General features: G+C 33.5%; 13 protein-coding genes. All 13 read right to left on the reverse strand.

Features of this window, described 5'->3' with window-relative positions; genetic code table 11:
- Positions 1-371 precede the first annotated feature (371 nt).
- Positions 372-1,088: an ABC transporter permease subunit gene (locus T335_RS0109840; protein ID WP_026477397.1), complete on the reverse strand. Its 717-nt coding sequence runs from the start codon at positions 1,086-1,088 to the stop codon at positions 372-374.
- The gene (locus T335_RS0109845) at positions 1,085-1,951 is read right to left on the reverse strand and encodes an ATP-binding cassette domain-containing protein (RefSeq protein ID WP_026477398.1); all 867 of its coding nucleotides are present in this window, start codon (positions 1,949-1,951) and stop codon (positions 1,085-1,087) included. Before T335_RS0109845 ends, T335_RS0109840 begins: the two co-directional genes overlap by 4 nt.
- Positions 1,938-2,351, reverse strand: a complete 414-nt coding sequence (locus T335_RS22835) for a GntR family transcriptional regulator (RefSeq protein WP_026477399.1) — start codon at positions 2,349-2,351, stop codon at positions 1,938-1,940. Before T335_RS22835 ends, T335_RS0109845 begins: the two co-directional genes overlap by 14 nt.
- 32 nt (positions 2,352-2,383) lie before the next feature.
- Positions 2,384-4,045 (reverse strand): putative ABC transporter permease subunit, encoded by a 1,662-nt coding sequence (locus T335_RS0109855; RefSeq protein ID WP_026477400.1) that lies wholly within the window; start codon positions 4,043-4,045, stop codon positions 2,384-2,386.
- Complete coding sequence (locus tag T335_RS0109860; protein ID WP_026477401.1) at positions 4,035-4,763, reverse strand: ABC transporter ATP-binding protein; 729 nt, start codon at positions 4,761-4,763, stop codon at positions 4,035-4,037. Before T335_RS0109860 ends, T335_RS0109855 begins: the two co-directional genes overlap by 11 nt.
- A gap of 171 nt (positions 4,764-4,934) precedes the next feature.
- On the reverse strand, positions 4,935-5,348 hold the full coding sequence (locus tag T335_RS0109865; RefSeq protein WP_026477402.1) for a hypothetical protein: 414 nt from the start codon (positions 5,346-5,348) through the stop codon (positions 4,935-4,937).
- The gene (locus T335_RS0109870; RefSeq protein ID WP_051569247.1) at positions 5,345-6,148 is read right to left on the reverse strand and encodes a YhfC family intramembrane metalloprotease; all 804 of its coding nucleotides are present in this window, start codon (positions 6,146-6,148) and stop codon (positions 5,345-5,347) included. The genes T335_RS0109865 and T335_RS0109870 overlap by 4 nt, the downstream gene beginning before the upstream one ends.
- Before the next feature lie 15 nt (positions 6,149-6,163).
- Positions 6,164-6,916 (reverse strand): DUF3108 domain-containing protein, encoded by a 753-nt coding sequence (locus T335_RS0109875; protein WP_026477404.1) that lies wholly within the window; start codon positions 6,914-6,916, stop codon positions 6,164-6,166.
- A gap of 327 nt (positions 6,917-7,243) precedes the next feature.
- Complete coding sequence (locus tag T335_RS0109880; protein WP_026477405.1) at positions 7,244-7,660, reverse strand: hypothetical protein; 417 nt, start codon at positions 7,658-7,660, stop codon at positions 7,244-7,246.
- A gap of 54 nt (positions 7,661-7,714) precedes the next feature.
- Complete coding sequence (locus T335_RS0109885) at positions 7,715-8,104, reverse strand: hypothetical protein (RefSeq protein WP_026477406.1); 390 nt, start codon at positions 8,102-8,104, stop codon at positions 7,715-7,717.
- Positions 8,105-8,422: 318 nt separating this feature from the next.
- Complete coding sequence (locus T335_RS0109890) at positions 8,423-9,712, reverse strand: HAMP domain-containing sensor histidine kinase (protein WP_026477407.1); 1,290 nt, start codon at positions 9,710-9,712, stop codon at positions 8,423-8,425.
- A complete protein-coding gene (locus tag T335_RS0109895; protein WP_026477408.1) occupies positions 9,709-10,383 on the reverse strand; it encodes a response regulator transcription factor in 675 nt (224 codons plus the stop codon). The genes T335_RS0109890 and T335_RS0109895 overlap by 4 nt, the downstream gene beginning before the upstream one ends.
- 207 nt (positions 10,384-10,590) lie before the next feature.
- Positions 10,591-13,773 carry an efflux RND transporter permease subunit gene (locus tag T335_RS0109900; RefSeq protein WP_026477409.1) on the reverse strand — a complete coding sequence of 1,061 codons (3,183 nt, stop codon included), beginning with the start codon at positions 13,771-13,773 and terminating at the stop codon, positions 10,591-10,593.
- Positions 13,774-13,837: the final 64 nt, after the last annotated feature.

Consider the following 13,837-nt stretch of genomic DNA (forward strand, 5'->3'; position numbering starts at 1 on the left):
TAGTAGGCCATATGTAATTCATCTTTATTCAAAAACAAAAAAACTAACCTAAATACGTTAGCTCGAAAGTTATTTAATCCTATAAATTTTACGTTTAATAATCATATGGAAAATTTAAGAAAAGAATAAATCTACATTCATTATATTAGGAAGGCAACTAATTTTAATAACGAGATAGAATGAAACTCATATTCACAATCTTGAAACGACTATATTATAAAGCTTTATAAAATTTGGTTATATTTTTGAAAATATACAACCATTAAACTAACTTAACAAGTATATCATATATTGAAATATTTTACAAGTACCCTGCAAAAACCTTTTATCAGTATCTTTGCAGGGTACCCTTTCATTAAACTTATTTTAATTTAATAGTACTTAGAAAATATATCATAGGTTAACTTAATGATCCCGCCACCTGCTACAACTACAACTATGGCTGGTATCAGTGGAAAACCATTATTCATATAGATACTTGAATCAATCATATATCTTGTTAGTGAAAAGGTCCCTTGGCTATAAGTATAGATTATTAAATCAATGACAACCCAAAGTAAACCTAAAGTAAATCCCTTCCATCTGGCCCTTGTTAATAATGTAAGTAAGCCACAAAATAAGTAGGCTCCACAAAGGGCAATCCATAAAAATATTGCTACGTTTAAATTACTGTAATTATTATTATATTCAATGGAGGAATAGTTAACACTAATTAACATTACAATAGTTGTTAAGACTATTACTGCAGCAATAATAGATAGATCAACAATAATCTTTGAAGCCAATACTTTCCCTTTGGATATATTTCTTGAAAGTAAGAATTCTAGTATTCCTGATTCCCTTTCTTTCCCTAAAATATTGGACCCTAAGAAAAAGACAAATACATAACCCATCTGCCAAACCGGTTGTCCCCACCAACTCCCCCATACAAAATCAGCAAAAGTAAAGTTGTTGGATAAATATAAGATCGGAAACAAGTTACGGTACATATAAGGAAGTGATAAGGCTGCTACTAATAAAAATCCACTGGGAATCACAAAATACCACCGACGTTCCTTTAATTCTTTTTTAAGCAGGGTTAACATCATAGGTACATTTCCTCCCTTAACATTTCCTTATAGACATCATTAATTCCCAAAGGAATTACATCAAAAAAATCATGGGGTATTTTCCTTAAATAATCTATGATTTCTTCTTTATCTTGATTAATTCTGACCAAAATGCTTCTTCCGTCCCTTTCCAAGCCATAAATTCCATTTAAATTAGGAATTTCAACATCAAGTTTCTTCGGTACAATTCGTACCCTACAATAATTGGCTATTGCATCATCAACACTTCCATTATAGATGAGTTTTCCTTTATTTAGCACGCCAAACCGGTCAATAATGCCTGCGATCTCGACTATTGTCCTTGAAGCTAATATTAAGCTGTTTTTTCCATCCTCCATAAAGGATAATAGTAATGACATCAGGGTTTCTTTTGTTAAATCATCTAACCCTTCCATTGGCTCATCTATTAGTAAAATTCTTGGATTTGTGGCAAGGGTTAGGGTAATGTATAACAGACTTTTTTTACTTTTAGACAGACTTCCCACTATTGATTTACCATCTATCATAATTTTGTTAAGGAGCTCTGAGAATAGACTCTGATTCCACTCTCGACTTAGTCCTTTGCACAAAGCTTCTATTTCAGAGACAGTCATCCGATCGTATAGGGCTCTAGTTTCTGATACGTACCCTAACTGGGAAGAAACAGCCTTAATACCTTCCGTAATCTGATTTAAACCCATTATTGCTTTTAATAAATTGGTCTTACCTGAACCTTCAAGCCCTAAAAGGGCAAACACTTCACCTTCATAGACCTCTAGGCTAATGTCTTTTAAAATTGTTCTACCCTTTTTTTGAATTCCTATTTCTTCTAAGGCTACTGCCACATTCCTAGCTTTCAACATCTTTTCCCTCACTTCCACCATGAGACTTCCATTTATCAAATTCTTCCTGAAAAACACGATAAAGCTCATCTTCATCATACTGTAGATGATATGCCTCTGTAAACAATTCCTTCAGGATTTTTTTGACTCTTTCCTTCTTATCTTCATTGGAAATCCTAATGGGTGTACTTGATAAAAAAGTACCTACGCCTCGGATTGTTTCAATGATTCCGTCTCGCTCTAATTCTTGATAGGCTCTGGCAATTGTATTAGGGTTAATGCCAATTTGTCGACTCAATTCCCTAACAGATAATAACTTATCACCCGGAGCCAGTAGTCCTGTTGCAGCAGCACTTTTAATCTGCTGTATAATTTGATGATATATTGGCACATGACTATTGGCGTCTACATGAACAAACAATCTAAAGTCCTCCATTACATTCTTTTTTTATATTAACCTTCCAGTTTTGCAAATTGATTTACACCCTTTGTATAAAGCAATTTATATACTAAGAGATTTAACCCGCCTGTAATACCAATTAGTACTAGCATAGTACTTAGAAGTCCCAAGTTAAATTTAAAGATGGGAAAAAGGGTTATACCGCCTAAAACTAGACTAATTAGTAGATTATATATTAAGTTGAGATTTTGCTTCACAGCTTTTTGTTCTGTATCCCAATCTAATTTAGGATTAAATAGGTCAATAAAGATTCCTGTAAAGGACAACAGTAAAATAGGAATCCAAGCAGTTGTTAATACTAGCAACAACAGATAGATTGGTGGCCTTAACAATATTCCAATGAAAACAACAGCCATTAACATTCCTAGTATGCCAATTATAAATCCAGATAGAACCTTTGCTGTAATTTGGTCCCTATAGCTTACTGGTAAATATTTTTTAACAAAAAGACCTTGACCCTCTCTAGAGATTGATGTTGATGTGATCCCACTCATACTAGAAATAAAAAACATTGCTCCAAAGACGGCTGCTACTGCTTTACCTGCCCACTGGGGGTCTTTCAAAAATTCCCCTATCTCAGCCAGCATACTAAAATCTATCGAGTTAGTGAGTAATGGAAACAGAAAAAATACGGGCCATATGAAAGTCATTAAGATACAATTCATAAAATAAATTGGTGTTCTAATAAGAAGTTTAATCTCTGATAATGTATAGGTTTTTATTACAGAACTCTTTCTCAAAGATTGATCAAAATTCTCTGGTTTTTGGCTATTCCTTTTAGAAGTACCTTCTGATATTCCAACTACTCCTTTAAAGTATAGAAGCTCTCCCAAAGAAATTAAGATCACATATACAATAATAGATATCGTAACATAGATAAGAAGTTGGTATAGACCTGTCAATGCTTGATGGTTTAGTAGTGCTTCTGTAGCATATTTAACCGTAGGAAATATCCCTGAGGTCAAAGCCACCAAAGAGTTTTCCCCCCCGCTTAGTAATGCTTCCACTTCATCTGGACTTAGGTTCATAGTAAATTTTTGAATCATAACATTAGCCCCCATAGCTAAGAAGAAAGCGATTAACCCCCCCACTAATTTAAAGGCATCTTTATTTTTGGTTACATTAGTAAACCTCATAATAACCATAACTAATATTGAAGCTGCTGCTAAGGGTAAGATAGGAATTAAGAAGAAAACCACCATACCATAAATATAATAAAGTAGCCCTGCACTACTTTTAATACCATAAACAAATAAGATCGGCAGATAGAAAAAAGCAGTTATAATATATTCATAAAATGTAACTACTAAAAATTTTGCACCTACGATCTGTTTTGGTCTTAAAGGAATATGCAAAAGATTTTCTATATCGGTGGAAAGATAAAAACTACTAATAATATAGACAATTCCAAAGACAAAAATTATTAAAGATAGCATAGCTAGACCCCAACTGATCATTGTACCCTCTTGACCTATCGTAAATAAAAGGTTATAGATATTTAATAACACTTTTGTAAATCCCACAAATAAAGGTGCCAAAGAAAGAGTTAATATAATTAGCATAACCTTTGAAGACTTACCTTTTCCTTTTCCAATTCCAAAGCCTTCACCATTTTTTACTAATATTTTTGCTAAGGTTAAAGTTTTATTCTTCATTTTCCGTCAACTCCAAGAATATTTTTTCTAAAGACTCATTATTTTTAAAGTGATCCTTCATTTCATCCATCGTACCACAAAATAAGATTTTACCTTTGTTGATTATCGCTACACGATCACAAATTTTTTCTGCTACTTCAAGAACATGGGTAGAAAAGAAAACAGTATTATTATGATCTGCATGCTCCCTCATCATTTCTTTTAAAATGAAGGAAGAACGAGGATCTAAGCCAGTTAAAGGCTCATCTAATATCCAGACCGGTGGTTGATGCACTAATACACCAATTAATACAATTTTTTGTCTCATCCCGTGGGAATAGCTTTGAATTTTATCTCCTAATACTTCTGACATACCGAATCGTTTACTTAGGGTTTCTACCCTTTCTTTCCTTACCTCTTGAGGAACGTCATACATATCTGCCATAAAATTAATGTATTCTATCCCTTTTAACCTTAAAAACATGTTTGGTGAGTCTGGTACAAAACCTATTTGTTTTTTTACTTCTATTGGATTAGTTTTTGTATCAAAACCATTGACCTTTATACTGCCGCCATCGGGATTTAAAATTCCTGTAAGCATCTTAATGGTTGTTGTTTTCCCTGCTCCATTTGGACCTAAAAACCCAAATATTTCTCCCTTTGCAATAGTAAGATTTAAGTCATCAACAGCCTTTACACTACCTCCGTAGGTTTTATTAACATTTTTAATTTCGATCATCCATTATTCCTCCTAAAATAGTCAAAGTAGTAATCTATGTCTTTTTTTAACTGAGGAGATTGCATAATTAATATTATATTTATATTAATGAAAAATGAAAAGAATATAAATTAAGAGTCATGGTATTATGCAATTTCCTCAACATTATAACTAACTTATATGTTTTCCTAATTATTGGTTTAATACTGATAAAATCTCTTCATATACGCCTTTTGTCTTTTCTGAATCCCGATAATTAATAATCAATACTTCCTTATTTGTATCAATTAAAATATATGGGCCTTCCTTTGAGTGAAGATAAAGCTTTGCCTTTTCTATATTTTCCAGTCTAAAATTCCCTTTTTGAATACTACCTAATCCAATTCCATTGGTTCTTCTTACTATTTTTGGAATTGTCTCTTCTAGACTAACAGAATTAATCTCTTCGCCTTGAATTTCTCTTCCATAAAACCCACTAATTTTTATATAGTCTTCCCTAACTACAATTGTACTTTCAGTTCTTGTAACTAAAAAAATGATACCCACTAGAACTAGCGCTACAACGACATAGATTGGAGACTGCTTTTTCTGGTTAACCTTCATCATATTTTCTCCTCCTCAAATAATAATTTAGATTTTTTAATCCAGATATATGATAAAATTGCAAAAACCGCTACATAACCTTCTATTAGCCATATTCCCCCTGGAAGGATTCCCATATAGGCAGCAGGTAGGTTCAATAGGAAGTGACCTAAAAAGGCATAAAAAACATAACGAAAATCTTTCATTTTAATTCCGTAAACAACTAAAACAGAAAAACCGATATGAACAATTAGTGTTAGTAATCGTTCTATTCCCGCCACTAAGAATAAAACAGGAGGGGTATCTATTAACAGGATCAAAGCAGATCCCAATTGTAGATTAATATCAGTTGGAATGAACTGCAGATTTTCAGTATAGATAAAAATCATCAATAATGTATTAACTACATAATTAATTCCTACTAATAAAATAGCTTCGATACCCCCGTGGCCAATCCCAAAGGCAACAGCATTTTTCCAATCCAAATATTTTCTTAAAAATCCTCTATAAAAAATGAAGCGCCCTCCCTCTTCAAAAAGGGCAGCTGTAATAGATAAAAATAGGGCATAGGTAAAGAGGTATATTCCCCCTGAAAGAGCCTTAGTCCCCCATGGGTAGTAGGCTTCTAACAACTGTAAAAGGGGGATTCTAATAATAATTTGTGTGACAAAAAAGGTCAAAGCTCCTATTAAAACAGGTTTTGCCGATACATTGTATCGTCTACAAAACCCTATAGCCAAAACAACAGGTAGAACTAAAGCTAATAGCACAGTAATAATAGAAAAAATAATAGACCATAAAGAAATCATTGACCCTTGAAGCATTTCCCCCACCCCTTTTTAATTTATTTCGTAATTAATTAAGTCAAATCTAACATCTTGCTGAGCATATCGAACCATAATTTGATCTTCATCAGCTGAATACCACACATAAATATCTGGTGCCTTCCCTCTACCTTCATACCTTAAAACAACCCTATAACAGTCTACTTTACCAAAGGGAACATCGATTGTTTCGATTGCTTCGACATCGACACTGTAGGGTGCAACAGCCCCTGTTGCAATTATTGCTATATTAATGTCTTTGGAGTATCCTACTTCTAATGGAAAATTTCTAATCATCATCAAACTAGCTTCATTATCTATAATATAACGAGGAACTGCAGCAGACATTTTTTGTTCTTTATCGCCTCTACTGATCTTAATATTAAACTTGTTGTCTTCATAGGTTCCTACCATTTCTCGTGAATCATAATTTGTACCAACAGGCGGAATTTGTCTATTAAAAGAACTAATGGATTCAAAAGTTTCGCCATCAACTACTGCCCCTGTTGTGTTAACCCCATCTTCAAGTTCTATATCAAATTCTATACTAAATAATTTACTATTTGATTCACTGTTCCTTTCAATTGTATAATGAACTGGTGCTAACTTGTCATCTCCATTATAAAAATCATAGGTAGCCTTTTCATAGTCCTTCCAAATTAAGCTTAAATCATCTAGACTATCCCCTACCTTCACCGCCCCACTGCAGGCTGTCAGTAATGTTAAAGTTATTACCACCCCAATTATCATAAACCTTCTATAAGACATTATATTTCCCTCCGTTTTAAGTGTACTAGTGTACTATTGTTATAGTACACCTTTAAAATATCACAACTCCATTTTATTGTCAACTGTTTTTTCTGGGATTATCCCAATGGACAGCGTAATAAAAGGCCATTAACCAGCGGGCGTATTGCAGGAGAACATGCTGCTCAAAATCTAAAATAATAAAATAACTTACTAAAAAAGCTAGCAGGCATCCCAGTTTTAATTGGGGTAGTCTGTTAGCTTTAATCTTTTGTTTATTAATAGGGAATTGCATTGCATAATTAATATTAGATTTTCTTCTTTGATTTTCTTAGGAAATTTCCTCGTTTATTTCTTAGTAACTCTTCTATTAAAGGTAATTCGATATCCCTCTTCATTACTTTCTGGATAAAGATAAAAACGATAAAAGGTTTTTGGGCTACTTTTGCTATCTTTACTTACCTGCTCTTTGCCAATATTCATCAGAGAATAAGTAAACTGTTCCTCATCCAGATTATTATTTTTAAGAGAGAAGTTAATATTGTCATGTTCTCCTTCTGCTCCTTCACGGTATTCGATATTAAAATTAAATATTTGCCCCTTGATGACGGTATCATCTTCATTATTTAAAACCTCTATTGCCATTTCTTTTTTCATTGTCATGATTAAATAACGAATAAAAGATGCATATTCTGAAGAAGCAATTGAATTACTATATGTATACTTTAAGCACTCATTTAAATCCTGTGAAGATATTGTTTTCATGTTACCTTACATCCTTCCTAGTTCTAAATCTCCATCTTTTTTACTTCATACTAGCTATGGTTGAAGTATTTCATCCCATTTGGCTATCTCATTTTTATTACCACTGATATCTTGAATTAAAATAATCGGATCAAACCTTCTAAGCTCATCTCTAGTAATTCTAGATATTTTTAAAACATCTTTGTTCTTCGTTTGAGTTGTTCCTTTAATTTGTTCATTAATTGCTGCATCATTCATAATAACTGTAATCTCTTCCCCTCGGTACTTTTCTAGTTCCTTAAGTAAAGATAATAACGCTACTTGATTTACGATTGCAGGTTTAACAAACTCATGAAAAGTTGTTCTTTTCTCAATCAATTCTTCATCTCTATAAATGCTATATCTAATTTCTATATCTTCTCCCTCATAGTGGGTTGAAATTCCTACTAAATATGCCTTAATCATTTTACTCCTCCATATCATTTATTTTCTAATGTTATACTAGTAATACTAGTAATACTACTAGTGTTCCATTTTTTAGTTTTATTGATTATTTTATTGATTGTTTTTTGTTAATCCCTAATAGTATTATTTAATTGCTTGTACTATGTTTCTAGAAGCCCTTAATTACTGGAAATAGTAAAATTTCAATCGTAATTAGCTTAGACTATATCATATTATAACCTTCTCCTACACTAAATACAACTTATAACCATAAGAAGATCTAAAAAAGAAAAAGAAACTTCCTTCTAGTCATTAATAAGATAACCAGAAGGAAGCCTATTATAATGGGAGTTCGACAATAAAAGTAGAACCTTCCTTAAGGTTGCTTTCTACAGTAATTCTTCCACCTACTAAATCTATGATCCGCTTAACTAAAGATAAGCCTAACCCATTCCCTTCGTGGGAACGGGCCTTATCCCCTTGATAGAATTTTTCAAAGATACGATGGATTGTCTCCTCCGACATCCCAATCCCATCATCTTTAATGCTGACCCTAACCATATTTGAAAAGGCTTCAAGATGAATTCCAATTATACCATTTACTTCAGAGAATTTAATCGCATTCCCTATTAAGTTAATCCATACCTGTTGAAGTAATTCTTCATCTCCGAAATAATAAATTTTATTAAGTTCTATATCAAATTCTATGTTCTTTTTTCCCCATTGATGTTCTAAAAGAAGAATACTTCTTCTTATTTGTTCGTCTAATGAAAACTTAACCTTCTTCTCAATTATTTCTTGATTTTCTAATTTGGACAACTTCAGTACATTAGATGAAAGATTCGATAGTCTGACGGATTCTTCAACAATAATATGGGCATATTCCTGTTTCTCATCCTCTGATAAATTTCCTTTTTGAAGAAGCTTTGCAAAGCCTTGTATTGAAGCAATGGGAGTTTTGAATTCATGGGAAACATTAGTGATAAAATCCTTTCTAAGGTACTCAATATTTTTAAGTTCTTTTGTCATTTTATTAAAACTTTTTGTTAGTTGCCCTATTTCATCTTTACTTTTATTTTCAACTTGTATATCAAAATTTCCCTTAGCTACCTCCTCCATGGCAGAAGACAAAATAGACAAAGGCTTAACTGCCCACTTTACAAATAAAATAATTAGTATTGCTCCCGCTAATAAATAGGTAAATATTGGGAACTTCACCCTAGCCGCTACAATTCTATACATATTATGCTGTGGCTGTAGACTGATATAAAAATATTCATCCTCTATAAAAAATATTGTAGCAGTTCCTTGGTATCTGCGATTAGGCAAAAATATAATTTCGCCTTCATGAATTCTTTCAATTTCTTCTCTGGTAATATTAATGTTTTCTAAAGAACCTAACCTTCCAACTTCATACATAAAGCCAGGTATAACTTCAGTGATCTCTTCTATACTTAAATCTGTCTTTTGATTTAACTCCTCTATCATGACTGCAAACCCCTGTTGAGATAACTCAATTTCCTTTTCAATGGTATTTGTAAAGATTGCCGACATGAAAAAGGAAATAATTGAAGATACACAAATCAATGAAATAAAGAAAAGGGCCAACTTCACAGAAACATTCTTCATATTTTTTTCTCCACCTTATAGCCTAATCCCCTAACCGTGACAATTTCAAACTCTGTAAAGTGGCCAAATTTTTCCCTTAACCGCTTAACATGAACATCCACCGTTCTTTCATCGGTTTCTGCTTCCATTCCCCATATTTCATCCATTAATTGTTGTCTTGTAAAAATTTGCTTAGGGTAACTTAACAATTTAAATAACAACATAAACTCCTTCTTCGGTAATAAAATTGAATCTTTTCCCTTTGTAACTGTAAGGGTGTCATAATTCAGTTCAACTTCACCAACTGTTAGTCGATGCTCATTTATTATTCTTGATCTTCTCAATAATGCTGCCACTCTTAAAATCATTTCATCCATATCAATTGGCTTTACCATATAATCATCGGTCCCTACTAAAAATCCCTTCTTTTTATCCTCTAGGGTTTCTTTTGCTGTTACCATCAATATTGGCAAATTATAATCTGACTTTCTAAGGGCATCTGTTAAGGTATAACCATCCATATTTGGCATCATAATATCACTAATTATTAAATCTACATGGGAAGTGTCCAATATCTGCAAGGCTTCCATACCATCTTTAGCACAAAGTACGTGATAGCCATTTTGTTTTAAAACAGCTGACATCAGTTTTTGTAGGTTTTTTTCATCCTCTACTACTAAAACATTAAACATCTATAACACCCCTTTACACTTCATTGCATCCTTCTAATTTTACATTTCATCCTTCTAATTTTAGTTTGCAACACTAGACTCAAAAATACAAGTTATTGTCTTAACATTAATCATTTCACATCAAATAATTTCTCTAGAAGTTTCACTATATCTAGATAAAGATAAAAACTATGCAGAGCTAAAGCACCCCTGCATAGTTTTTATTTATTAAATTTCTCTATTTATATTATTACCACCCTTTACCACTACTTCATCTTTTCTGTGGAAACTATCATATAAAACCGGAATCAATACTAGGGTTAACAATGTAGCATAGATTAGTCCACCGGTTGCTGTGATCGCTAAAGGCTGCATCATTTCTGTTCCTTCTCCAGCCCCTACTGACATAGTAGATAGGGCGAAGATCGTCGTTAATGCGGTCATTAAAATAGGTCTGATACGGTCATTCCCTGCTTTCACAATTGCATCCCGCTTACTCATTCCTTCTTCTCTCATCTTGTTGATGTAGTCAACAAATACAATACCATTGTTTACCACTACACCTGCCAATACAATTAAACCTATCATGGCTACAATACTTATAGGGCTTCTGGTAACCATTAATCCGATAAATCCACCTGTAAAGGCCAGAGGGATTGTAAACATAACAATGAATGGTGACAATAATGATTGGAATTGAGCAACCATGATCAGGTAAATAAAGGCTACCCCTAAAATTAACATTAAGAATAAATCTTTAAAGGACTCCCTAATCATTTCACTTTCTCCACCCATATCAATAATATATCCTTCAGGAGGGTTATAATCACTCAGCTTATCACTAATCTCATTGTTAACTAATCCAACATTATATCCATCAGCTAATGCAGCTGTTACTGTAATATACCTTTGTTGATTAGTTCTTCTTATGGAAGCAAAGCCTCTTGCTTCTTCAACATTTACAATTTCTTTAATTTGAACACTTTCACCCTGTGGTGTTGTAATACTTAATTCTAGAATATCCTCTATACTAATATTTTCTCTTCCTGCTTCGTCTTTAACAAATAGCTCGTAATCTTTACTTCCTAATGTTAGGGTTGTTGTAGCTGTTTCGTTAGCTAGCACACTGTTAATTTCCATAAAGACTTGGGCTACGGTTAAACCTTTTGCAATACTCTTATCCTTATCTACAATAAATCGCATTTCTGGCGCAGTTTCTTGCACTCCACTATCAATATCTATTGTTCCTTCAACGGATGCAACAATTTCAGCAATATCTTTCGCTATTGTTTCTAATGTATCAAATTCTCTACCTCTAATTTGTATCTCTACAGCAGCTCCTGCCATAGCAGCCATATCCATACCAGAATTATCAACTGTTAATTCGTAGTCATCACTTTGAGCTTGATCTCTTATTACCTGAATTACTTCGTCGGTAGATCGATTACGATCTTGACTTAAGGTAATATTAAAGGAAATAGATTCACCACCAGAACCACCCATTCCTAAAGCTCCCATACCCATCATACCACCGCCAATAGAAGCACCTACAGTCTCAACTTCTTCTATCTCCATAATAATCTTAGTTACTTCATCGGCTACTTTTGTCATATCATCAAACATAGTACCGCTTGGCATCGAAAGCCTAACAGATATTTGACCTGAATCGGCAGAAGGGAATAACTCTGTTCCCATTCTAACAGATCCTGCAATACTACCTACAAACAATATTAAAACAGTTAAGATTACAAGCCATTTATGGTTAAGGGAGAAGTTAAGAAGTTTTGTATAGGTTCCCTTAAATTTATCGAAGAACTTATGCTCCTTTTGAATGTTCTTAACTAACATATTTGAAGCCATCATAGGCACAAGGGTTAGGGCAACAATTAAACTTGCAAATAATGAGAAGGCTATTGTTAGTCCCATATCTGAGAAAATTTGTCGTGTAAACCCTTGGGTAAAGAGAATTGGCACAAATACTGCAACTGTAGTTAAAGTAGAAGCCATAATTGCTCCTGCCACCTGCTTAGCTCCTTCAATAGCAGCTTCTTTTGGTTCTTTTCCTTCATTTCTCATTCGATAGATGTTTTCGATTACTACAATTGAATTATCTACTAACATCCCGACTCCGAGGGCTAGCCCTCCCATTGAAATAATATTTAATGTGATGTTACCAAAATACATCATAACAAATGCGGTAACTAAACTCACAGGAATTGCAAATCCAACAATTATAGTAGGTTTGAAGTCCCTTAAGAATATTAGTAAAATTAGAATAGCCAATACTGCACCAATAATTAAGTTCAGGGAGATTGAGTTCACCACGATGCCGATATATTCTCCTTGATCCATTAAGGTAACAAACTGAAGACCTTCATTTTTAGCCATTACATCATCAAATTTATCTCGAAGACTCTTAGCTACATCTGCAGTTGTATATTCTGTTTGTTTCTGAAATGTTATTGTAACTGCATCATTTCCATTTACTTTTGAATAACTATCGCCAGAACTATTAATCATTAATACTTCTGCAACATCTTGTAGCTTAATTGGTTCTATTCCTGGTAAAGGTAATGTCATCACTGTTAGTGAATTAAGCTCATCTAAATCCCTTATTTTGTCGCCAGTTCTTATTAAGTAATCTACGTCATTTTCAATAATGTAACCTGCTGGCATACTAAAGTTTTGTCCCTTTAGAATCCCTGATACCATCTCTTTTGTAATCTGTATTTCGGGAACCTGAGGACCTTGCCCTGGGGGAAGCATAGCTAATTGTTCTGGTGTTAATCCCATAGATGCCAACATTGCCACTTTAATTTGTTCATTTACTTCATTAATTTTCTCGTCTCTAAGAATTACATGGATCTGCTCTTCTATTAATCCTGATGTAGAAACGGATGCAACGCCTTCAACACTTTCTAATTCTGGAATAATGGTATTTTCTAAGAAAGGTGAAAATTCACTGATACTCTGTCCTTCAACAGCAGCAGAGGCCACCATTAAGGGCATCATGTCTGGATTTAATTTCATGATCATAGGAGAGGACACCTGATCTGGCATATAGCCCTTGATCATGTCTAAATTTTCCCTCATCTCAATTACTGCTGAATCCATATTTGTTGTTTCGCCAAATTCTAGAATTACGATGGACATATGTTCCTGAGAAACAGAGCTTACATTTTTTATATTACTAATGGAGGCCATACTCTGTTCGATTGGTCTTGTTACTGCCATCTCTACCTCTTCTGGACTAGCTCCACCGTAGGTTGTAATCACCACAGCATAGGGTAGATTCATACTGGGCAGCAGGTCTGTAGACATGTTTGTAAGGGATACAACCCCCAAAATGGCTATAATAATTACAGCGACCACTACTGTATATGGTTTTTTAACACTAAAACTTGAAAACATTATTTTTACTCCTCCTTATAGATTGTTGCACTATTTATTTAGCTCATGTTGGTTATTATAGAAG

The organism is Alkaliphilus transvaalensis ATCC 700919, assembly GCF_000621485.1.
In the GTDB taxonomy this organism is placed as follows: Bacteria; Bacillota; Clostridia; order Peptostreptococcales; family Natronincolaceae; genus Alkaliphilus; species Alkaliphilus transvaalensis.